The following is a 23503-nucleotide window of genomic DNA, read 5'->3' on the forward strand; positions in this document are numbered from 1 at the left end:
TAGGGGACCGGGCCGGGCGCGGCTCACGCCGGGCACGAACCGGGCACGCATCACGCCGGGCGTGCGGCCCCGGTCTCCGCGGCGGACCGCAGCCACGGCTCCAGCGCGGACTGGGCGGTGCCGCGCTTGCCGTCCCACACCCCGTAGCGCGGGTTGACGTCGACGTGGAGGGCGTCGGAGGTGCGCATCAGGATCTGGTTGGTGCGGGCGGCGCCGAACTTGCCGTCCAGCTTGGCGCGGACGAGGTCCACGGAGAGGGCCTGGTCGATCTGGTCGGGGGCGATGCCGAGGGCGAGGAACCGGGCCCGCACCGTCGCTGCCCCGCCGTTGGCGGCCTCGATGTCGGCGCGCTGGCGCTGCAGCTCCCGCCGGGTGACCCCGACGCCGTTGTCCTTGCCGGCCTTCTCCACGATCCGGTACTGGATGAGGCGGACCAGCGTGTCCTGGCCGAGCCGGGCGCTGTTCGCCGTCAGCTGCTCGCCCTGCGGGGAGGAACGCTGCGCCTCGCGCACGTCCTCCACCTGGCGCTGCAGCTGCGAGACGGTGATCCGGTCGTCGCCCACGACGGCCGCGGCGCCCGGATGGGCCGTCTGCCCGCAGGCGGTCAGGAGCGGGGCCGCTGCGAGCAGCGCGGCGGCGGTGACGGAGAGCGCGGTCCTTCGGCGGATCATGAAGCCTCCCGGCGGCGGTCGTGCGACGGTGATCGACCTGCGTTGATCGATGGTAGGGAGTCCGGGTGGCCCGGGCCACCGATTCGACCAACGATTCGCGCGGCGCCGGGATGTGCGGGTGGCGCCGCAGAGCTCAGGCCCTGACCTGTCCGAGCCACTGCAGCGTGTGACGGATCTCCGCGGGGAGCGGGTGGTGGGGGCCGTGCAGCCGCTCGGCGTCGTGCAGGAGGGCGACGAGCGTGTCGTGGGCGGCCTGCCGGTCGCCGAGGGAGAGCAGCAGGTGGCCGATGCGGCGGCGGATGTCGAGCGGGGTGGCCGGGTCGTCGGGCTGGCTCTCGAAGCGCGGCAGGAGCGCGCGGTACTCGCCGAGCGCCGCCACGGCCTCGCCGAGCTGCTCCAGGCACTGCGCGGCGTCGTACTGGCAGCGCAGCATCTGGCGGGCCGCGCGCGGGCTGTTCTCGGCGGCGTAGTCGTCGGCGAGGCGGCGCAGCTCGGGCAGCGCGCGCCGGTACTGGCCGTCGTCCATGAGCGTGGCCGCGTACTGCTTGCGCAGGGTGCGCACGACGGTGGAGTGCTCGCCGTGCTCGGCCGCGGCGGCCGGCAGGATCGAGCCGAGGAGGTCCACGGCCTGGGTGATGCCGCCCTGGTCGAGCAGGCGCTTGACCTCTTCCACGGCCTCGGCGACATCGAGGCCGCTGGGTGCGGGCGGCGCGGGGGCGAAGGCCTCGGCCTGCCGGGCGCCGGGGACGGTCGCGGACCGCTCGGGCCAGGGGGCGTGCGGCAGCAGAAAGGGACGCGTGGGGTTCATGGGGCCCTGGGGGCGGGCGGAGCCGGGCCCCGGCAGGAGGGGCGCGAGGGCCTCGTAGGCCTGCTGGGCGTCGGCGAGCCGGTGGCCGGGGTCCTTCGCGAGCAGGCGCAGGACGAGCTCTTCGAGTGCCTGGGGCACCTCCGGGCGCAGCTGCCGCAGCGGGACGGGCGGCTCGTAGAGATGCCGGTGCAGCACCCCGAGCGCCGTGGAACCGGCGAACGGCACATTGCCGCTGAGCAGCTCGTGCAGCAGCACGCCGAGGGCGTAGAGGTCGGTGTACGGGCCGACCGCGCCGCCCATGGCCTGCTCGGGGGCCATGTAGGCGGGGCTGCCGATGGGCGAGCCGGTGCGGGTGAGGCGGGTGGTGTCGGCATCCATGACGGAGGCGACGCCGAGGTCGAGGACGATGATGGAGCCGTCGGGGCGGACCATCACGTTCCGCGGCTTGAGGTCGCGGTGCACGATCGGCACGGCGTGCACCGCGGCGAGCACCGAGCACAGCTGCGCGGCGACCGAGACGGCCCACGGCCAGGGGTAGGGCTCGTGCTCGGCGAGGTGGTCGGCGAGGTCGGCGCCCTCCACGTACTGCATGACGAGATAGAGGTCGTCCCCGTCGCTGCCGGCGTCGTGGACGGTGACCAGACCGCGGTGGTCGACCTGAGCGGTCACCCGGCACTCGCGCACGAAGCGGCGGCGCATCTCGTCGGCGGCGCTGTCGTTGCCGGTCATCCGGTCGGGGCGCAGCAGCTTCACGGCCACGCGCCGGTCCAGGCGCCGGTCGTAGGCGGTCCAGACCTGCCCCATGCCGCCCTGGCCGATGACGGTGGCGAGCTCGTAGCGCCCGGCGATGATGCGACCGCTCACCACTCCTGCTCCTCACGGCGGCCCCGGGCCCCGTCCTTGGGCTCCTTACGGAGCAGATCACTGAGCTCGTCGAGCTCGGCACGGACTTCGTCGATGCGGTGGGGGGTGCGTGGAGGCCCTTCGGGCCGCCGGTGCCGACCGGAGGGAGGCTGAGGCGCCCGGGCCGGCTGGACTGGTGGGGGTGACTGGACTGGCTGGACTGGCTGAGGTGACTGGGCCGGTTGGGGTGACTGGTACTGATGCGCCGCCGGGACAGGCTGGACCGGCTGGGTGACCGCCTGGACGGGCTGGGTGACCGCCTGATGCCAGCCGTACGGGGCGGGGCCGGGGGCCGGGTGCGGAGCACGCGGGGCGGGTGGCATGACAGGGGGAGCAACCGGGGGAGCAACCCGAGGCACAGCCGGGTGACCGTACGGCTGTGACTGCGGCTGCTGGTGGGACTGCGGTTGGCGGTGCGGATAGCCGTAGCCCCCGGCGGGCGGCACGGCATGCGCGGCGTTCTGGAAGGCCGCGACATGCTGAGCGTCGAGCGCATCGAGGTGCTTCTGGTGCTGAATGTCGCCGTAGAGGTAGTAGGACACGCTGAAGGCGCAGTTGATCAGCATGAACGCGCCGCCCGCGGCGGACCAGGGGCTGTTCTCCTGGACCGTCTGCGTGAGCACGCCGACGGCGACCGTGCCGACGAATCCGATCACGAACAGGACCCAGTCCCAGGCCTTGTGCCGCACGGCGGCGAGCCGGAGCAGCAGCACCCAGCACAGGAGCGTCACCGGGGCCACGGCCACGAAGATCAGGGCCACCCGGATGGAGATCACCGTCGCCCTGCCGGGGCGACGGTGCGGCAGGGGTACGTGGCCGGGGCCGTTCATTCCTCGCTCCTGGGGTGCGCGTTTGTGCCCTGAGCCTATATACCGACCGGGGCAACTCGCCCCGGGTTGCCCACATCAGACGGTGTGACAGGTCACTCAAGTCACGCGCACCACGCGGAAGCCCCTATTCCGGACGGACGCTCCCATCCGTCAGGCCGTCGAACAGCCCCTGCACCAGCCGCTCCCCCAGCCGCTCCGCACTCCGGAGCGCCTCTTCGAACGCGGCGAGCTCGCGGAAGCGGCCGCCGTAGCGCCGCTGGTCGGCCGGGGGCAGCCGGGGCACCTGGAGCCGGCGGACGTCGAGGCGGGTGGCGGTGGAGGCGTAGCTGCTGGCCTGGCGCTGGTTGGCGCTGCCGCGCAGGAAGCCGGCGAGGAACCACGGGTCGAGGGCGGCCGGGTCGGGGCGCAGGAGGAACAGGCCCCGGCCAAGAGCGGCTCCCGCCGTCTCCTCGTCGATGACGCGGGCCACGGTGACATCGCCGACGACGGGGACGACGACGTCGCCGGCCTGCACCAGGACGGGCTCCTCGGCCTGACCCTCCGGCAGCGTGCCGGTGGGGCCGCTGCCGGCCTTGACGTCGTAGTCGGTGAGCACCGGCGGGGCGGGGGCGGCGGGATCGGGCGTGGCGCCCGGGCCGCCGGCGCGCAGCACGAGGGCTCCGGCGCGGGCGAGCTCGCCGACGGTGGTGGTGGTGGGCCAGCGGGCCGGGTCCCCGGGCTCCGCGGGCGGGGCGGGGGCGAGCTCGTTCGTCCGCCGCAGGGCGGCCCGGAGCCGGTCGTGGACTTCGGCGAGCCCGGCCGCGCCGCTGCCGGCGGCGGGCGGCGGCAGGTGGCGGGCGGGGGCGAGGTCGACGTCGTCGTCGAGCAGGTCGATGACGGGGAGCGAGCGGCAGCGGCCCGGCTTCTCCTCGACGGTGCCGTGCCGCTCGAAGTCCTCCCACGCCTCGAGGACCTCGGTGCGGACGGTCTGCCAGGGCAGCTTGTCCCGCCCGGCGGGGGCCAGGTCGGCGGTCTCGGCGAGCAGGACGTGCGGGGTGGGCGAGGACTGGGCGCCGGGCCGGCGCAGCACCCACACGTGCAGCGGGATGTTGTAGGGCGGGGCGGCCCCCGTGGGCAGGGCGATGACGGCGCGCAGGGCGCCGCGGCGCAGGAGGTCGGCGCGGATGCGGCGGCCGGAGCGGCGGGAGGCCGCGGCGGGGGGCATCAGCAGGACGGCGGTGCCGCCGTCGCGCAGCCGGGCGAGGGCGTGCTGGACCCAGGCGAGCTCGGACTCGGTGCGGGCGGGGAAGCCGTACTCCCAGCGCGGGTCGTAGGCGAGCTCGTCGTGGCCCCAGTTGCGCTCGTTGAACGGGGGGTGGCACAGGACCGTGTCGGCCGCGGCGTCCGGGAAGGCGTCGGCGCGGAGGCTGTCTCCCGCGTGCACCCGGACCCGGGCGTCGCTGTGCAGGGCGAGGCGCAGGGCGGTGAGGGCCGCGAGGTCGGGATCGGTCTCCTGCGCGAGGAGCGTGGGCGCGGGGGCGGCCGCGCCGTCCGCGGCCGCGTGGAGCAGGCCGCCGGTGCCGCAGGCGGGGTCGAGGACGGTGCGCGGCCGGTGCCGGTCGGCGGGGCCGCCCTCGCCCAGGGCGGCCATCAGCTCGGCGGGGCCCGGCGGGGTGAGCGTGTACTGCCGGGGGTTGGCGTCGAGGTGGCGGCCCAGGAGGAAGCCGTAGACGTGGGCGGCGCCGCGCCCGGAGGCGAGCTCGGCGGCGCCGCGCAGCAGGGCGGAGGAGATGGCCAGCTCGGCGGTGGTGGGGATGCCGACGGGGTGGTGCGGCCCGAGGCGGGCGGCGAGCGCGGCCTCCAGGGCGGTGGGCAGCTCCTCGGCGAGCGCGAGGTCGCCGAGCGCGGCCAGCTCCAGCCAGGTGGCGGGCCGGTCGCGGACGAGGAGGAGGACGGAGCCGGCGTGGCGCAGGGCGGTCACGGCACCGGCGGGGTGGCCCGCGACCTGCTGCCAGACCCGCTCGCGCAGCGGGACCTCGGCGAGCTTGCCCTGGTGGCGCAGCCACTGCTCGACATCCCCGAGGGCGAACGTGGGGCTGGTCTCGCTGCCCCCTATGGGCTGGGGGAAATCGGGGTGGCGCCGGCGCCAGTTACTGACCGCCGCACGGCCCACACCGGCCAGCCGTGCGATCCCGGCCGCGGTCACCTCCGCTGCACTGTCCGGCACCTGACTCCCCTCTCCGGGGCTCACCTCCGCCGGGGCGGAGCGGACCCTCCTCGTCCTTCGCTGTGATGCCGAGCATACCCGCGGGTCTCGAACACACCCCTTCACAGCCGTGAACTCACTGAATCGCGTGAACGTGGTTGACTCGGTTCACAAGCTCTGCTGTCATTGACGCGTCGGTTCGAGAAGATTCCCCGCCGAAAGGTGTCAGTCATGTCTCAGCACTCCCAGCCCAAGCAGCGGAACTGGTTCGCGCGGCACAAGGTCCTCACGGCCGCGGGCGCCCTCGTCGTGATCGTCGGCATCGGCGGCGCCATGACCGGCGGCGGCGATGGGGACGGAGGCGACGGCAAGGCCTCCGCCTCCGGCAGCGCCGCGGAGAAGAAGGACAAGGACACGGGCCAGGACGGCAAGGGAGCCGGGGAGAAGGCCACGAAGGGCGCGATCAGAGGGAGCGGCACCTACCAGGTGGGCTCGGACATCAAGCCCGGCACCTACCGCTCCCTGGGCAACAAGGACGGGTGCTACTGGGAGCGCGCCAAGGACTCCAGCGGCGAAGCCGACGCGATCCTCGCGAACGACAACGTCGTCGGCGCCTCGTACGTGACGGTCAAGGCCGAGGACAAGGTCTTCAAGACGCAGGGCTGCAAGAGCTGGGAGCCGGTCGCCGACGGCCGGGCCGGCAGCAGCCCGAAGGCGGAGATGCCCGGCAGCGGCATGTACAAGGTGGGGGTCGACATAGCCCCCGGCACCTACAGGTCCACCGGCAACAAGCAGGACAGCTGCTACTGGGAGCGAGCCAAGGACGCCCTGCACGAGAGCGCCGACTCGATCATCGCCAACGAGAACGTGACCGGCAGCGCCCTGGTGACCATCGCCCCCGGCGACGCCTACTTCAAGACGGCCGGCTGCACGGACTGGAAGAAGACCGGCTGAACGGACGGGTTCCGAGAGAAGAACGACACATTCCAGCCGAACCGCCCACGGAGACCGTTCGTCTCTCAGAAAGGGGGCCGGGCGCCGGTGAGGCTCCGCGTATCTTTTCCGACAGTCATCCCGTAGTCGTCCCCCAGCCCCCGGAACAAAGGACTCCCCCATGGACTCGGCCGCCGCCACCGTTCCGGCACCGGGCGGGCCCGCGGCCGAGGCAGCGCCCGGCGGCCGGCCCCGCGCCACGGCCCTCCGCGCCCCGCGCTGGGATCCCTACTGGCTCGCCGGCATCCTCTTCGTCCTCTACACCGCGCTGTCCCTGTGCCGGCACCGCCGCATGCTCACCATGTCGTGGGACCTCGGCATCTTCGAGCAGGCCATCCGCGGATACGCCCACCTCCAGGCGCCCATAGCCGACCTCAAGGGCCCCGGCACCAACATCCTCGGCGACCACTTCAGCCCGGTCACCGCGCTCCTCGGCCCCTTCTACCGGCTCTTCCCGAGCCCGGTCACCCTCCTCGTCGCCCAGGCCGTGCTCTTCGCCCTGTCCGCGATACCGGTCGCCCGGCTGGCCGCCGGGCTCCTCGGCCGCAAGCGCGGACTGGCCGTCGGCATCGCCTACGGGCTGTCGTGGGGCGTGCAGCGCGCGGTCGACTTCGACTTCCACGAGATCGCCTTCGCGATGCCGCTGCTCGCCTTCTCCCTCGAAGCGGTGGTGCGCGGGCGCTGGCGGGCCGCGGTCTGGTGGGCCGCGCCCCTGGTCCTGGTCAAGGAGGACCTGGGCATCACCGCGGCGGCCATCGGCGTGGTCCTCCTGATCCGGCTGCGCGGCGCGAAGGCCCGCGGAGAGGGCGTCCCGCAGAGCGCGACCCCGCTCGCCGCCGGCCTGGTGGCCTTCGGCCTGGCGGCCGCCGCGATCACCTTCGGGCTGATCATCCCCGCCTTCAACACCAGCGGCGCCTACGACTACTGGAACAAGCTCGACGGCGGCGCCGGCCCCTCGCCCACGATCCCCGCCGACACCGCGATACGCACCCTGCTGTGGATCCTGCTGCCCACCACCGGGCTGCTGGCCCTGCGCTCCCCCGTCCTGATCGTCGCGCTGCCCACCCTGGCGTGGCGGTTCGCCTCCCACGACGACCACTACTGGGGCACGGACTGGCACTACAACGCCGTCCTGATGCCCATCGTCTTCATCGCGCTCACGGACGCCCTGGCCCGGGCCCGCGAGAGCCGGCGCCCGTGGCTGCGCACCTCCGCGCACCACATGCCCGGCGCGGTCCTCGCCGCCTCGCTCGCCCTGACCTCGTCCATGCCCCTCTACGCCCTGACCGAGGCCGGCACCTACCGCGTCCCGCAGAGCGTCCGCGCCGCCGAGCGGCTCCTGGACCGCATCCCGGACGACGCGACGGTCGAGGCCGACATAGTCCCGATAAGCCGCCTCGCCGGCCGGTGCAGAGTCTTCTGGATCGGCGACACCCGCGGCATCACGCCGGATTACCTGGCCCTGCGGCTCGCCGACGGCAAGACGCCGGACGACCTCGTCGCGGACGGCGAGCGGCTGCACCCCGGCGTGCGGTACGTCTTCCTCGGGGGCGAGGGGGGCTACGGGGTGCTCAAGAAGGCGGGGGCGGGGGCGGCCGCGTCCTAGCGCGGCCCGGCCCCCGGCCTCCTACGAGCCCAGGATCGTGGTCAGGAACTCGCCCGTCCACGCCAGCAGTTCCCGGCCGACCAGCGGCTTGCCGCCGATCTGGCGCGTCGCCGGGCGGGGGACGAGGATCTGCTTCGTGGCCGGCTTCATGACCGTGCGCGGGTAGAGGCGCTTCAGGCGCAGCTCCTGGGACTCGCGCAGCTCCACGGGGCCGAAGCGCACGTTGGAGCCCTGCAGGGTGATGTCGGAGACGCCGCAGGCTCGGGCGAGCATCCGCAGGCCCGCCACCAGCAGCAGGTTCTCCACGGGCTCGGGCAGCTTGCCGTAGCGGTCGGTGAGCTCCTCGCGGACGGCGCGGATGTCCTCCTCGCTGTTCGCGGAGGCGATCGCGCGGTACGCCTGCAGGCGCAGGCGCTCGCCCGGTGCGTAGTCGTGCGGGACGTGGGCGTCGACGGGCAGCTCGATCTTCACCTCCAGCGGCGCCTCCGGCTGCTCCTCACCGCCCTCCAGGGAGGCCCGGTAGTCGGCGACGGCCTCGCCGACCATGCGGATGTAGAGGTCGAAGCCGACGCCCGCGATGTGACCGGACTGCTCGCCGCCGAGCAGGTTGCCCGCGCCGCGGATCTCCAGGTCCTTCATCGCCACGTACATGCCGGCACCCATCTCGGTGTGCTGGGCGATGGTGGCGAGCCGCTCGTGGGCGGTCTCCGTCAGGGGCTTCTCCGGCGGGTAGAGGAAGTAGGCGTAGCCGCGCTCGCGGCTGCGGCCGACGCGTCCGCGCAGCTGGTGCAGCTGCGACAGGCCGAAGTTGTCGCCGCGCTCCACGATCAGTGTGTTGGCGTTGGAGATGTCGATGCCGGATTCCACGATCGTCGTGGAGACCAGCACGTCGAACTTCTTCTCCCAGAAGTCGACGACGACCTGCTCCAGCCGGCTCTCGCCCATCTGGCCGTGCGCCGTCTGGATGCGCGCCTCGGGGACGATCTCGCGCAGCCGCGCGGCCGCCCGGTCGATGGACTCGACCCGGTTGTGGATGTAGAAGACCTGGCCCTCGCGCAGCAGCTCGCGGCGGATCGCGGCGCCGATCTGCTTCTGGTCGTACGGCCCGACGAAGGTCAGCACCGGGTGGCGCTCCTCCGGCGGGGTGGTGATGGTCGACATCTCGCGGATGCCGGTGACCGCCATCTCCAGCGTGCGCGGAATGGGCGTGGCGGACATCGTCAGGACGTCGACGTTCGCCCGCAGCTTCTTCAGCTGCTCCTTGTGCTCGACGCCGAAGCGCTGCTCCTCGTCGACGATGACGAGGCCCAGGTCCTTGAACTTCGTCTCGGACGAGAAGAGGCGGTGCGTGCCGATGACGATGTCGACCGAGCCGTCGCGCAGGCCCTCCAGGACGGCCTTGGCCTCGCTGTCCGTCTGGAAGCGGGACAGGGCCCTGGTGACCACCGGGAACTGGGAGTAGCGCTCGGAGAACGTGCCGAAGTGCTGCTGCACCAGCAGCGTGGTCGGCACGAGCACCGCCACCTGCTTGCCGTCCTGCACCGCCTTGAAGGCGGCGCGGACCGCGATCTCGGTCTTGCCGTAGCCGACGTCGCCGCAGATCAGGCGGTCCATGGGGACGGACTTCTCCATGTCCTCCTTGACCTCGGCGATGGTGGTGAGCTGGTCGGGCGTCTCCGCGTAGGGGAAGGCGTCCTCCAGCTCCCGCTGCCAGGGGGTGTCGCCGCCGAAGGAGTGGCCGGGGGCCGCCATGCGCGCGGAATAGAGCTTGATCAGGTCGGCGGCGATCTCCTTGACGGCCTTCTTGGCGCGCGCCTTGGTCTTCGTCCAGTCCGCGCCGCCGAGGCGGTGCAGGGTCGGGGCCTCGCCGCCCACGTACTTGGTGACCTGCTCCAGCTGGTCGGTGGGGATGTAGAGGCGGTCGCCGGGCTGGCCGCGCTTGGCGGGCGCGTACTCCACGAGGAGGTACTCGCGGGTGGCGCCCTGGACGGTGCGCTGCACCATCTCGATGTAACGGCCGACGCCGTGCTGCTCGTGGACGATGTAGTCGTCGGCCTGCAGGGTCAGCGGGTCGATCGTCTTGCGGCGGCGGGCCGGCATGCGGCCCATGTCCTTGCTGACGGACTTCTGGCCGGACAGGTCCGTCTCGGTGAGGACGGCGACCTTCAGGCCGGGGTCGACGAAGCCGTTGTCGATGCTGCCGCAGGAGACGTGGACGACCGACGGGGACAGCTCGGCGACGTCGGCGTCCAGGCGGGCGGGGATGCCCTCGCCGCCCAGCACCTCGACCGTACGGGCCGCCGGGCCGTGGCCCTCCGTCACGAAGACGGTGCGCCAGCCGTCGGCCAGCCAGCCCTTGGTGTCGGCCAGGGCGCGGGCGGTGTCGCCGCGGTAGGTCTCCGGGGCGTGCATGCCGAGCTTGAGGGTGTCGCTGTCCAGCTCTTCGTCCGCCGCGAAGGGGCTCACCGACCACCACATCTGGCCCAGCTCGCGGGCGCGGTCGCGGACGTCCGCGATGCCCCACAGGGAGGCGGCGTTCACGTCGATGGGCGCCTCCCCGCCGCCGGCCGTGGCCGCCCAGGACGCCTGCAGGAACTCCTGGCTGGTGGCCACGAGGTCCGCGGCGCGGGTGCGCACGCGCTCCGGGTCGCACACGACCGTCATCGCGCCGGCCGGGAGCACGTCCAGCAGCAGCTCCATCTCGTCCACCAGGACCGGGGCGAGGGACTCCATGCCCTCCACCGCGATGCCCTCGGCGATCTTGGAGAGGAGCTCGCCGAGCTCCGGGTGCTCCTCCGCCAGGGCCGCCGCCCGCTCCCGTACGCCCTCGGTCAGCAGCAGCTCACGGCAGGGCGGCGCCCACAGGCCGTGCTCGGCGACCTCCAGGGAGCGCTGGTCGGCCACCTTGAAGTAGCGGATCTCCTCGACGTCGTCGCCCCAGAACTCGACGCGGAGCGGGTGCTCCTCGGTCGGCGGGAAGACGTCGAGGATGCCGCCGCGGACGGCGAACTCGCCGCGCTTCTCCACCAGTTCGACGCGGGCGTACGCGGCCGCGGCCAGCGCCTCGGTCACCTCGCCGAGATCCGCGCTCTGCCCGGAGCGCAGGGCTACGGGCTCCAGGTCGCCGAGCCCCTTGACCTGCGGCTGCAGCACGGAGCGCACCGGCGCGACGACGACGCTCACCGGGCCCGCCGCCGGGTCGTCCTTGCTGGGGTGCGCGAGCCGGCGCAGCACGGCCAGGCGGCGGCCGACCGTGTCCGAACGAGGCGAGAGGCGCTCGTGCGGCAGCGTCTCCCAGGCCGGGAACTCCACGACCCCGTCCGGCGGCAGCAGCGAGCGCAGCGCCGCCGCCAGATCCTCGGCCTCGCGACCGGTGGCGGTCACCGCCAGAACGGGCCGCTTGGCGTCCCGAGCGAGCGCGGCGACGGCGAAGGGCCGGGCGGCGGGCGGGCCGACGAGGTCGACGTGCGGGCGGTTGCCGTCGGCCGCGGCCTTCACCGCTTCGGCGAGCGCCGGATCATTGACGACGGCGTCGAGCAGACCGTGCAGGCTCATGAAGGCTTTTCCCGTCCCGGGGGTGGACAACGCGAACGGCCCGACGCGGGCCGTTCGGCCCGTTCCGGGGGTCTCCAGACTACGACGGCGCACCGACAGGAGCCTCTGGACGCGGTTCGAAGACACCCCCGTCCCGTAAGCGGTCTCCCATGCGCCTGCGGCTCAGCCCTTCGAGACACCGGCCGGACGGTGCCGGAATGGCCGATCATGATCGACTACTCGTTCGAGCAGCCCCCACCTCCCGGGCCCACCCCTGAGTCGCGCCGCCCCTGAAGGCACTCGCTACGTCGCCCGACGCCCCGGACAGGGGAAGACAGGGGAAAAGGCCCGGCCCGGACACACACCCCCGTGGCGTGTCCGGGCCGGGCCTTCGGTGGGGGCGGGTCCTTGGCCCACCCCCGGCGCCGCCCCCTCGCAGGGGCAGCAGTCTGCTAGTCCGTCGCGATGGCGTTCAGGACGTTCATCCGGCCCGCGCGGAACGCCGGGACCAGCGCGGCGAGCAGGCCCACCACCGCCGAGCCCAGGAAGACCGCGGTGATCGTCGGCCAGGGGATGTCCAGGACGCCGAGGCCCTGGAGGGCCAGGAGCTTCTGGGACGTGGTGCCCCAGGCCATGCCGAGGCCGAGGCCGAGCAGGGCGCCGAAGAGGGCGATGACGACCGACTCCAGGCGGATCATGCGGCGCATCTGGCGGCGCGAGAGGCCGATCGCCCGCAGCAGGCCGATCTCCCGGGTGCGCTCGACGACCGACAGGGCCAGGGTGTTCACGACGCCCAGGACCGCGACGATGATCGCGAGGGCCAGCAGGCCGTAGATCATGTTGAGCAGCTGGCCGACCTGGTCCTTGATGAGCTTCTTGTAGTCGGACTGGTCACGGACCTTGACCTGCGGGTAGTCCTCGACCGACGCCTTGAGCGCGGCGGCGGCCTCCTTCGTCTGCCCGTCGGCGGCCTTGGCGAGGACCATGAAGTCCAGCGGCATCTTGTCGGCGGGCAGGTAGCTGCGCGCGGTGGCGATGTTGGTGTACATCGCGCCCTGGTCGATGCTGGTGTCGTCCGAGGTGACGGCCTTGACCGTCAGCTGGGCCGTCCGGCCGTCGACCATGGCGACCTTCAGCCGGTCGCCCAGCTTGATGCCGTGGTCCTTGGCGAAGCCCTCCGGCACGGACATGGCGTCCTTGGCGTAGGCGTCCTTGAGGTTGCCCTTGACCGTCTCGGCGCGCACGTCGTCGGCGTAGGTGGGGGTCACCGCGGAGAGCCGCTGGGTGGCGCTCTTGCCGTCCGGAGTGGTGATCTTCGCGTTGACGATCGTGTATTCCGTGACGTGCTCGACGTGGCCGGCGGACTTGATCGCCTTGACGACGGCCGGGTTCAGCGGCTGCTGGTTCTCGGTCTGGACGATGAAGTCCGCGCCGACCGACTTGTCGAGCTGGTCCGTGGCCGAGGCGACCATGGAGGACCCCACCACCGACAGGGCGGCGACCAGCGCGAGGCCGATCATCAGCGCCGAGGCCGTGGCGCCCGTGCGGCGCGGGTTGCGCAGCGCGTTGCGCTCGGCGAGCCGGCCGACGGGCCCGAAGACCCGCAGCACGACCGCGCTGATCACGCGGACGACGAACCCGGCGAGCAGCGGGCCGACGACCACGAAGCCGACGAGGGTGAGGAAGACGCCGATGCCGAGCATCCCCGAGCCCGCCGCGGCGTCGTCGGACTTGGCGGCGGCGACCAGCGCCAGGCCGCCCACGGCGGTCAGCACCAGGCCGATGGCGGCCCGCACCTTGCCGGCCTTGCCGTCGGCCGGGGTGCCGGCGTCGCGCAGGGCGGCCATCGGGGAGATCTTGGTGGCCTTGAAGGCCGGCAGGCAGGCGGCGAGCACGGTGACGAGCACGCCGATGGCCAGGCCCACGACCGGCGTCGCGGCCTTGATCGTGAGCTCGTTCATGTCGAGCTTCATGCCCATGGAGCCCATGAGCTTCATCAGCCCCACCGCGAGGGCGACACCGCCGCCGATGCCCAGCACCGAGCCGACGACGCCGAGCAGCACGGCCTCCACCAGCACCGAGCGCAGGATCTGCCAGCGGCTGGAGCCGATGGCCCGCATGAGGCCGATCTCGCGGGTGCGCTGGGCGACCAGCATGGAGAAGGTGTTGACGATGAGGAAGATGCCCACGAGGACGGCGATGCCGGCGAAGCCGAGCAGCGCGTACTTCATGACGTCCAGGAAGGAGCCGACGTCCTTCTTGTTCTCCTCCTTGCTCTCGGCGGCGGTCCGCAGGGCGTAGTCGCCGGCGGAGGAGCCGAGGGCGGCGGAGACGCGCTCCTTGAGCTGCTCGTCGCTGACGCCGGAGGCGGCGGTCAGCCCGTATCCGCTGAACTCGCCGGTGCTGCCGAGGAGCTTCGCCTGGGCGGTCGGGGTGTCGAAGTAGAAGAGGGCCGCGCCGGGGTTCGTGGTCTTGAACGTGGCGATGCCGACGACCTTGACGGTGAAGTCGCCCGGGGCGGCGATCACCCGGAGGGTGTCGCCCGTCTTCACGCCGTGCTTGTCGGCGGTGTCGGAGTCGACGACGGTCTCGGCCGGGCCGTGCGGCTCGTGGCCGCTGGTGATCTCGACGGACTTCTTCTGGCTCTCGTCCCAGTTGGTGCCCACGGTGGGGGCGCCGGAGGTGGGGCTGAGGCTCTTCTTCCTGCCGTCGACGACGGTCAGCTGCTGGCTGTCGGCCGACGGCTCGACCTTGGTGACGCCCTCGACCTTGGCGAGCTTCTCCCGCAGCGAGGCCGGGACGGTCGCCGGCTTGCCGGTCTGCTGCGCGTCGTCGTTCTTCTTCGGGCCGACGGAGACGTCGGCGGCGGTGTTGGCGAAGAGCTTGTCGAACGTGGCGTTCATGGTGTCGGTGAAGACGAGCGTGCCGCACACGAACGCGACCGAGAGCAGGACCGCGACGGCGGAGAGCGCCATGCGGCCCTTGTGCGCGAGGAAGTTGCGCATGGAGGTCTTGAGGACGGTCACGACACCCGTCCACGCGCGTCGAAGTTCTTCATGCGCTCCAGCACCGCGTCGGCGGTGGGGCTGTACATCTCGTCCACGATCCGGCCGTCGGCCAGGTAGAGCACGCGGTCGGCGTAGGAGGCGGCGACGGGGTCGTGGGTGACCATGACGATGGTCTGGCCCAGCTCGTCGACGGAGCGGCGCAGGAAGCCCAGCACCTCGGCGCCGGCGCGCGAGTCGAGGTTTCCGGTCGGCTCGTCACCGAAGATGATCTCGGGGCGGGCGGCGAGGGCGCGGGCCACGGCGACGCGCTGCTGCTGGCCGCCGGAGAGCTGGTTGGGACGGTGCTTGAGGCGCCCCGCGAGGCCGACGGTCTCCACGACGCGGTCCAGCCACGCCTTGTCCGGCTTGCGGCCGGCGATGTCCATGGGGAGCGTGATGTTCTCGACCGCGGTGAGCGTCGGGAGCAGGTTGAACGCCTGGAAGATGAAGCCGATCCGGTCGCGGCGGAGCCGGGTGAGCTTCTTGTCCTTGAGACCGGTTATCTCGGTCTCGTCGATGAAGATCTGGCCGGACGTGACCGTGTCGAGGCCCGCCAGGCAGTGCATCAGGGTCGACTTGCCGGAGCCCGATGGGCCCATGATGGCCGTGAACTGCCCGCGGGCGATGTCCACGTCCACGTGGTCGAGGGCGGTCACGCGGGTCTCGCCGGACCCGTACGCCTTGACGACCTCGCGGGCCCTCGCCGCGACGGCCGCATGTCCTCCACTGCCCCCGGTCCTGGGAATCGATACAGCCGTTGTCACGGTGGGTCTCCTATACGTGCTCACTGAGGGGGTACGGTCCACAGCCTGCTGGAAGGCGGGGGCCCGCGGCGATGGTGCTCGTCCGTGTATCCGTGGTGGGGCTATCCCCACCACCGCTCTCCGGCCGCCCTCGAAAAGGCTAGGCAGCGGCGGGCTCCGGCTCCTCCCCCTGCGGTACGAACCGGGCGGCGGGACGAGCAGGAGAAAGCCGGGAACGTCCCCTAGGGGATAAGACGTTGCCGGGCTCGTCCTTCTCGGGGTTGACGGACCCCGAGCATGCACCCTGCCGCTACGTAAGGCTCAAGTGAGACCCTGACCAACGAATGCGTGCAAGGGGAAACGAACCTCGGGGGCGGCATGGGCGGCACAGGCGGCGGCAAGGGCGGCGGCACAGGCGACAGGAACGGCAAGGACGGCAGGCACGGGGCCGACGGCGGCATACCCGAGAGGGAGGCGCCGGACGCGGCGCCGCCACCCGCCGGCTCCCGCCGCGGACCCGTCGTCGCCGCGCTCATGCTCGCCATGGCGCTCGCCGCCCTCGACGGGACCGTCGTCTCCACGGCCGTCCCCCAGATCGTCGCGGACCTCGGCGGCTTCACCGTCTTCTCCTGGCTCTTCTCCGGCTACCTCCTCGCCGTCACCGTCACCCTCCCCGTCTACGGCAAGCTCTCGGACACCTTCGGCCGCAAGCCCGTGCTCCTCGCCGGGATCGTCCTCTTCCTCATCGGCTCGGCCCTGTGCGCCGCCGCCTGGAGCATGCCCGCGCTCATCGCCTTCCGCGTCCTGCAGGGCCTCGGCGGCGGTGCCCTGCAGGGCACCGTGCAGACGATCGCCGCCGACCTCTACCCGCTCAAGGAGCGCCCCAGGATCCAGGCCAGGCTGTCGACGGTCTGGGCCACCGCCGCGGTCGCCGGGCCGGCGCTCGGCGGCCTGCTCGCCGGGTACGCCGACTGGCGCTGGATCTTCCTCATCAACCTGCCGGTCGGCGCGGTCGCCCTCTGGCTGGTCAAGCGCCACCTCCACGAGCCCGCTTCCCGCACCCACGCGCGCCCGCGCGCGCGTGTCGACTGGCCCGGCGCGCTGGGCGTCTTCGCCTGCGGCGGCCTGCTGCTCTGCGCGCTCGTGCAGGGCGGCGTCGCCTGGCCCTGGCTCTCCCCGCCCTCCCTCGCGCTCTTCGCGGGCAGCGCGGTGTGCGCGGGCGTGACCGCCGTCGTCGAGCGGCGCGCGGCCGAGCCGGTCATTCCCGGCTGGGTCTGGCGCCGCCGCTCCATCTGCGCCGTCAACCTCTCCTTCGGGGCGCTCGGGCTCCTGATCATCGCGCCGACCGTCTTCCTGCCGACGTACGCCCAGGCCGTCCTCGGCCTGGGGCCGATCGCCGCCGGGCTCGTGCTGTCCGTGATGACGCTGAGCTGGCCGATCTCCGCCGCCCTGAGCAGTCACGTCTACAACCGCATCGGGTTCCGCAGCTGTGCGGCCCTCGGCATCGGCCTCGCCGCGCTGATCCTGCTGTCGTTCCCGCTCCTCCCGCACCCGGGCGCCGCCTGGCAGCCGGCGCTGGTGATGCTGGCGCTCGGTGCGGCCCTCGGCCTGTTCCAGCTCCCGCTGATCGTGGGCGTGCAGTCGTCGGTGGGCTGGGCGGAGCGCGGCACCGCCACCGCATCCGTGCTCTTCTGCCGGCAGGTCGGGCAGAGCGTCGGGGCGGCGCTCTTCGGGGCCGTCGCCAACGGCACGCTCGCCGCGCGCCTCGCGGACGCCCCGGCCTCCGTACGGCCCGGGCTGCCCACGGACCTCGACTCCGTCTCGCGCGCCCTGGAGCACGCGGGCACGTCCCTCACGACGGAAGCGGCCGGATATCTGCGGCAGGCCGTCTCCGCGGCGGTCGACCACGTCTACCTGGGGGCCGCCGGCGCGGCCGGGCTGGCACTGCTCGCCCTTCTGACCCTGGCGCCACGGCACTTCCCCGTGCACGCGGGGGACGCCCCTGCAGAATCCGCCACGGACAAATACCAGGAAACGGGCAAAGTGGCGGGAGTTGAGGAGGAACGAAGGGCGAATAATACGTGAAGGCGGCCATCGGGCAAGACAATTGGGGCCACAGGGAATTAGTGTTCGGGGTCATGGCCGAGGGGGGAAGTCGTGCACCCCCTTCGCACGGGCCGCAGGTCTCCGAAGGAAGCAGCATCGTGAAGATTCTCCCTACGCGCGCTGCCAGCGTCTCCCGGCAGGGTCTGTGCACGGCCCTGCTCGTAGCCAGCCTCACGGCAGCGGTCGGCGTCAGTCCCGCGCACAACACCGCGGACTCGGACGACCCCGCCAAGGACCCCAAGAACCCGCAGGGCCTGCCGCACGGCACCCCCAACCTCACGCTGCCCGACCTCAGACCCAAGGGCCCCGGCGGTCTGCCCGGCGCGCGCGGCGACGGCAAGAACGACGCCAAGGACGCCACCACGGGCATCCCCGCGACCGCCCTCGACGCCTACCGCAAGGCCGCCCAGCGCGCGGCCGCCGACCTGCCCGGCTGCCACATGCCCTGGGAGCTCATAGCCGGCATCGGCAACGTGGAGACGCACCACGGGACCTACCAGGGCACCCGTATGACGTCCGACGGCACCACGGACAAGCCGATCCTCGGCCCGCAGCTCAACGGCAACGGCTTCGCCCTCATCAAGGACACCGACCGGGGCGCGCTCGACGGCGACACGGCCTACGACAAGGCCGTCGGCCCCACGCAGTTCCTGCCGTCCACCTGGGCGCTCTACGGCGCCGACGGCAACGGCGACGGCAAGAAGGACCCCAACAACATCTACGACGCCGCGCTCGGCACCGCCAAGTACTTGTGCGCGGGCGGCAAGGACATGAACAGCGCCGCGGATCTCGACAAGGCGATCCTCAGCTACAACCCCTCGCGCGAGTACGTGAACGCCGTCACGTCCTGGATGCGCGCCTACAAGGAGGGCAACGTGCCCTCCCTGCCGGACCGTCCGGGCAAGCCGTCGGGCAACACGCCTGCGGGGAGCGGTACTCCGGCGGTTCCGCCGGTTCCGTCGGCTCCGCAGACGCCCGGGACGTCCCCCAAGCCTTCGAAGCCGGCCCCGCCGGCGAACGGTGGGAACAACAAGCCCGGGGGCGGCAGCAAGCCCGGGGGCGGCACCGACAAGCCCGGCGACAGCGGCACGCACAAGCCCGGTGGCGGCGGCACCGACAAGCCCGGTGGCGGCGGCAAGCCCGGTGGCGACACCGGCAAGCCCGTCCCGCCCGCCCCCGCGAGCCGTCTGGAGCGCATCGGCGACGACCGCGCCTGGGAGACCTACGCCGGCGAGACGTTCAAGGAGCAGGCCCGCGTCCTGGTCAAGGACAAGTCCGGCAAGCCGGTGGCGGACGCCCGCGTACGGTTCGAGGTCGGCGGCGAGGCCGGGGGCGCGTTCGCGGACGGCTCCACCACGATCACCGTCCCCACGGCGAAGGACGGTACGGCCACCGCGCCGCGCGTCGTGGCGGGGCTGAAGAGCGGCAAGGTCACGCTGACCGCCAAGGTCGTGGGCCGGGACATCCCGGCGGTCGAGTTCGCGGGCACGGTCAAGGTGCGGGCGGCGAAGCAGATCGTCGTTGTGGACAGCTCCAAGCTGAAGGCCGAGCCCAACAGCGCGTTCCCCGACCGGATCCAGTTCAAGGTCCTCGGCGAGGGCGGCAAGGACGTGATCGGTGCGGAGGTCACCGTGTCGGTGACCAAGACCGACAAGGAGACCGTCCCCGAGGAGGGCGGCCCCTACTTCAAGGGCACCGACGGCAAGCCGGTACGCATCGTGAAGGCGGGCACGACGGACAAGGACGGCGTCCTGACGCTCCCGAAGCTGCTGACGGACGACAAGGCAGGCGCCTACATGCTCCGCCTGGAGACGGCTGACGGGAAGGTGGAGACGGTCCACCTGACGGTGGTCGCGGCGCAGACGACGATGCCCCCGACAACGCCCACGCCTCCGGCGCCGCCGAAGCCGGCCGCGTAGCGGCGGCCCACGACCCACGGCCCAGGTGGAGGATGCACCCGCATCCTCCACCCCGCCGCGACGGCGCTCAGCCACAACAGCAGCACTCGGCAGTGCCGAACCCGCCTCCGCCCGGGCAGGCACCGCCGGGCTCCACCATCGTGGTTGCGCGCCGCGGCGGCGGATTCAAGGGTGCGGGCACCCTTGGCCCACGACCCAGGTGAAGGATGCCGCCGCATCCTTCATCCTTCATCCCGCCGCGGCGGCGGATTCGAGGGTGCAGGCGCCCTCGGCCTCCCGGTCGTGGTGGAGGATGCGCGCGGCACCAGTCATCGGTGCCGTGCTCAGTTGTCCCCCGCGCCCAAGTCCTCCGCCACCGGCTTGCCCGTCAGGGCTGCCAGGCTGTGGCGGACGTGGGCCATGTGTGCGCGCAGTTCCTCGCGGCGTTCCTCGTGTTCGCGCAGGATCCGTTCCACGTCGCGCACGACCCGCTCCTCGCGGACCCGCGCCTGCGCGATCAGGGCGGCCCCCTGCGCGTCGGCGTCCTCCTGGCCGTGCCGCGCCGCCTCCTCCGCCTCCGCGTAGCGCCGCTGGGCCTCGGCCAGGGTGTTGCGCGCGTACTCCTCCATCGCCGCGATGCGCGTGTCGAGCGCGGCCTCCCGCTCGGCGATCTCCCGCCCCGCGGTCTCCCAGCGCTCGGCGTGGTCCTTCTCCTGCTCGGCGAGCGCCGCGGCGGTACGTTCCCGCATCTCGGCGAGCGCCGCCGCCGCGTCCTCGCGCCGCTGCTTGGCGTCCCGGCGGGCGACGGCGACGACGTCGTCGGCGACGGTCTCGGCGGCGACGAGCGCCTGCCGCGCCCATTCGTCCGCCTCGGCGCGCAGGGCGGTCGACTGCTCGTGCGCGGCGTCCCGGACGGCCCGCCCGTGCGCCTCCGCGGCGTCCATCATCTCGGCGGCCGCGGCCTCGGCCCGCTCCCGCAGCCCGGCGGCTTCGGCCTGGGCGGTGATGAGCAGGCCCTGCGCCCGCTGGCCGAGCGACTCGTACGTCTGGGGTGGGAGCTGCGCCACCACCTGCCCGAGGCGCTGGGCCTCCTCCTCCATCTCGCGCGCGAGTACGGTCAGCCGCGCCACCCGCTCCCAGGCCGCGTCCCGCTGCCGCGCGAACTCGGCGAGAGCGCGATCCACCTGCTCGGGCCGGTAACCCCGGCCCCGTACGACGGAGAATCCGTCGGGAGACACCGATGCACTCATCCTTGAAGCCCCTTATATCCCGGATGTCCGGTATGTGACGCAGTCTGGCGCACATCATCCCCGGACCACGGGAAGTGCCGATGACGCGACACTCCGCCCGCTTCTTGTGTCAAGGATGCGCCAACCTACGACACGGGGCGTCCGACCCTCATACCGGATCGGACGCCCCGCGCCCTCAACGCCCCGCCGCCGCGGCTAGAACAGGCCGTCCCACATCTGCTCCACCAGGACCGACCACCAGTTCTCCGGCGACGCCAACGCGGCCGTGTCCAGCGCCATCAGCTGTTCCTGGAAATCCACCGTCCAGCGGCCCGCCTGCTCCGGCGTCAACCCGTAGCGCCAGCGCCACATCTTCCCGAGCAGCGCCAAAGAGCGAACGAACTGAGGCAGGCTCGTGTTGACGAACTGCGGAGGAACGGACGAACCGCCCGGCCCCGCCTCCAGCGGCACCGCCACGATGTGCGCCGTGCCGTACTGCACGCACAGCTGCTTGCCGAAGTCCGTGCCCATCACCAGGTACGAGCCCGCGTCCGGCGCCGCCTGCACCCGCCGCTCCGCCGCCAGCTCCGCCAGCGTCGGCACCGGCCGGCCCGGCTGCGCCTGGCCCCAGAAGAACGGCCCGCAGTCCACGGGCACGCCCGCCCACACCAGCGTCTGCGCGACGACGTCCGGCACGCCCTGGCGCGACACCGCGCGCTGCTCGAAGCGGAACACGCCCTGCGGGCCGAAGGACTCGGCCAGCTCCCGGGCCACCACGTCCGGGCCCACCGGCGGCGCCTGCTGCACCTGGCCGGGGTGCGGCAGCGGCACCCGGTTCGGCGCCGTCCGGGCCGGGCCGTCCGCGACCTGGTGCAGCTCGCCCTGATGCTCGACGAGGTGCCGGACGCCCTGCTGGCGCGTGGCGTGGTCGCGGCCGTACGCGGCCGTGTGACTGACCGTCGCCTGCGGCCAGTTCTCCCGCACCATGCGGGCGCAGTAGCCGCCGGGGCCGTCGCACGACTCCAGCTCCGTGTGCAGCTCCAGCACCTGCTCGCGGGGGACGTTCAGCCCCATCAGCTCGTGCAGGATCTGCCACTCCGGGTGCGGCGTGCCCGGCGCGCTGCGCCGGATGAGCTGCTGCTCGGAACCGTCGTGCGCGCGGTAGCGCAGGACCGCCATGTAGCCCGGGCCCACGGTCGGGAGACCGGTGGGCGCCTGGGGGTAGCCGTACGCCGGGGCCGGGGCCTGCGGAGCGGCCGGTCCCTGCGGGGCCGGGGGCATGCCGGGCCCGCCGGGGCTCGCGAGCATGGTGGCGGCGTGGTGCACCCCGCCGGGGCCCGCGGGCGGAGTGCCCGGGCCCTGCTGCGGGGTGCCCGGGCGGCCGGGGGCGGCCGGGGGCTGACCCGGCGCGCCGGGGGCACCGGGAGCACCCGGGGCCGCCGGTCCGCCGGGCGCACTGGCGAGCATGGTCGCCGCGTGGTGCACCCCGCCGGGTCCGGCGGGAGGCGGCGTGGGCTGACCGGGCGCGGCGGGCGGTACGGGGGCGCCGGGCGCGGCAGGTGCGGCACCGGGCATGCCCGGCGTACCGGGACCGGCCAGCATCGTCGCGGCGTGGTGCACCCCGCCACCGGGCGCGGCGGGCGCACCGGGCGGCGTGGGAGCGCCGGCCCCCGGCTGCCCCGGAGCACCGGGAGGCGTCGGGGCACCGGCACCCGCCGGCCGGCCCGGAATCCCCGGAGCAGCAGGCGTGGCAGGCGCACCGGGAGGCGTCGGAACGCCCGCACCCGGCTGCTGCTGACCGGGAATCCCGGGCGCAGCGGAGGCAGCGGCGGCACCAGGGGCGCCGGCAGCGGCAGGAGGCGCCGGCGGCATGGGAGCCCCGGGCCCCTGCGGAGCACCGGCACCGGGCGCACCGGGCGGCACCGGAGCGCCGGACTGCCCGGGCACGTACGGCGCACCGGCACCCGGACCCGGAGGCGGCGGAACCGGAGCCCCGGGCGCACCGGGGCCGAGCGGCGGCGGAACGGGCGCACCGCTCACTCCCCCGCTCGCCGGCAGGTCGTCGATCGCGGGCGCGATGGCCGTCTTCGGCAGCGCGCTGCCGGACGCCATCAGGGCCGTCTTCGCCTCCGGGCCGATGCCCGGCGGCGGGGTGTCGTCCTCGTCCGTGCCCGACAGGGCCGGCGCCAGCACCGTGGCGGGCAGGCCGACCGAGCGGTCGTCGTCGTCATCCGCGGTGTGCGTGTCGGCCGCTGCCCACGGCGTGGCGGGCTCCGGTTTCCCGGGCGCCACAGCAGGAGCGGGCGCAGGCGCGGGCGCGGGCGGCGCAACAGGGGCGGCAGGGCCGCCAGGCGCAGCCGACGCCGCAGGAGCAACCGGCTCGCTCGGTGCATCCGCCGCGCTCGGCGCAGGCGCAGGCGGCGGCACAGGCACCGGCCCGCCCTGCGACGCATCCGAGGAAGCCCCGGAACGCGCCGCCGCGGCCGAGCCCCCGGACGTGTCGGACGTACCGGACGCACCGCCGGACGTGCCGCCCGAAGTGCCCCCGTCCGTCCTGCGGTCCGGGATCCCCATCGCGTCCGCCGCGTCCTGCAGCCACTGCGGCGGGCTCAGCAGGAACGACGTCGCGTTCAGGTCCAGCCGCTTCGGCGGCTCGTCGGACGGTTCCGGTTCCTCCACGGGCACGGCCCCGTACTCCTCTTCGTAGCGCCGGATGACCTCGCCCACCGGCAGCCCCGGCCACAGCGTCGTCTCCCCGCTGTCCCGGGCGATCACCAGCCGGACCAGGCCGCCGTCCGACGTCGGACCGTCCTCGCGGTCCTCGGCCCACACCACGAAGCCCAGGTCGAACTCGCGGACCCGCACCTCCCGGTGCTGGTACGCCGGCACGTCACCGTTGGCCCAGCGCTCACCGCGCTCCTGCGCCTGCGCGAACGTCACCACCGCGCGC

General features: G+C 73.4%; 13 protein-coding genes. 4 read left to right on the plus strand and 9 right to left on the minus strand.

Annotated features, from left to right (window positions below):
* Positions 1–50 precede the first annotated feature (50 nt).
* From AS857_RS31890 to AS857_RS31905, 4 genes are all read right to left on the minus strand, one after another.
* Positions 51–671 carry a SurA N-terminal domain-containing protein gene (locus AS857_RS31890; protein ID WP_058046621.1) on the minus strand — a complete coding sequence of 207 codons (621 nt, stop codon included), beginning with the start codon at positions 669–671 and terminating at the stop codon, positions 51–53.
* Positions 672–804: 133 nt separating this feature from the next.
* The gene (locus AS857_RS31895; protein ID WP_063278454.1) at positions 805–2343 is read right to left on the minus strand and encodes a serine/threonine-protein kinase; all 1539 of its coding nucleotides are present in this window, start codon (positions 2341–2343) and stop codon (positions 805–807) included.
* Positions 2340–3212, minus strand: a complete 873-nt coding sequence (locus AS857_RS31900; protein WP_058046623.1) for a hypothetical protein — start codon at positions 3210–3212, stop codon at positions 2340–2342. The genes AS857_RS31895 and AS857_RS31900 overlap by 4 nt, the downstream gene beginning before the upstream one ends.
* Positions 3213–3336: 124 nt before the next feature.
* Positions 3337–5418, minus strand: a complete 2082-nt coding sequence (locus AS857_RS31905) for an N-6 DNA methylase (protein ID WP_173864826.1) — start codon at positions 5416–5418, stop codon at positions 3337–3339.
* Between the two features lie 210 nt (positions 5419–5628).
* On the opposite strand from AS857_RS31905, the gene AS857_RS31910 reads away from it, so the two are divergent.
* Together AS857_RS31910 and AS857_RS31915 are read left to right on the plus strand one after the other, a co-directional pair.
* On the plus strand, positions 5629–6351 hold the full coding sequence (locus tag AS857_RS31910; protein WP_058046624.1) for a hypothetical protein: 723 nt from the start codon (positions 5629–5631) through the stop codon (positions 6349–6351).
* 160 nt (positions 6352–6511) lie between these two features.
* Complete coding sequence (locus tag AS857_RS31915; protein ID WP_058046625.1) at positions 6512–7996, plus strand: DUF2079 domain-containing protein; 1485 nt, start codon at positions 6512–6514, stop codon at positions 7994–7996.
* Positions 7997–8017: 21 nt separating this feature from the next.
* Here AS857_RS31915 and mfd read toward each other — a convergent pair whose 3' ends face one another.
* From mfd to AS857_RS31930, 3 genes are all read right to left on the minus strand, one after another.
* On the minus strand, positions 8018–11551 hold the full coding sequence (gene mfd / locus AS857_RS31920) for a transcription-repair coupling factor (protein WP_058046626.1): 3534 nt from the start codon (positions 11549–11551) through the stop codon (positions 8018–8020).
* A gap of 431 nt (positions 11552–11982) precedes the next feature.
* Entirely contained in the window at positions 11983–14556 is a 2574-nt protein-coding gene (locus tag AS857_RS31925; RefSeq protein WP_058046627.1) for an ABC transporter permease, read from the minus strand.
* Positions 14553–15341, minus strand: coding sequence for an ABC transporter ATP-binding protein (locus tag AS857_RS31930; RefSeq protein ID WP_058046628.1), 789 nt, complete (start codon positions 15339–15341; stop codon positions 14553–14555). The genes AS857_RS31925 and AS857_RS31930 overlap by 4 nt, the downstream gene beginning before the upstream one ends.
* A 357-nt stretch (positions 15342–15698) precedes the next feature.
* Here AS857_RS31930 and AS857_RS31935 point away from each other — a divergent pair, with 357 nt between their 5' ends.
* Together AS857_RS31935 and AS857_RS31940 are read left to right on the plus strand one after the other, a co-directional pair.
* On the plus strand, positions 15699–17405 hold the full coding sequence (locus tag AS857_RS31935) for an MFS transporter (protein WP_079110765.1): 1707 nt from the start codon (positions 15699–15701) through the stop codon (positions 17403–17405).
* A gap of 119 nt (positions 17406–17524) precedes the next feature.
* Positions 17525–19345 (plus strand): lytic transglycosylase domain-containing protein, encoded by a 1821-nt coding sequence (locus AS857_RS31940; RefSeq protein ID WP_058046629.1) that lies wholly within the window; start codon positions 17525–17527, stop codon positions 19343–19345.
* 323 nt (positions 19346–19668) lie between these two features.
* On the opposite strand, the gene AS857_RS31945 is transcribed toward AS857_RS31940, so the two are convergent.
* Positions 19669–20562, minus strand: a complete 894-nt coding sequence (locus tag AS857_RS31945; protein WP_079110767.1) for a coiled-coil domain-containing protein — start codon at positions 20560–20562, stop codon at positions 19669–19671.
* 207 nt (positions 20563–20769) lie between these two features.
* Complete coding sequence (locus AS857_RS31950) at positions 20770–23496, minus strand: SUKH-4 family immunity protein (RefSeq protein ID WP_058046631.1); 2727 nt, start codon at positions 23494–23496, stop codon at positions 20770–20772.
* Positions 23497–23503: the final 7 nt, after the last annotated feature.

Origin of the sequence: Streptomyces roseifaciens (genome assembly GCF_001445655.1) — a bacterium.
Taxonomy (GTDB): domain Bacteria; phylum Actinomycetota; class Actinomycetes; order Streptomycetales; family Streptomycetaceae; genus Streptomyces; species Streptomyces aureoversilis.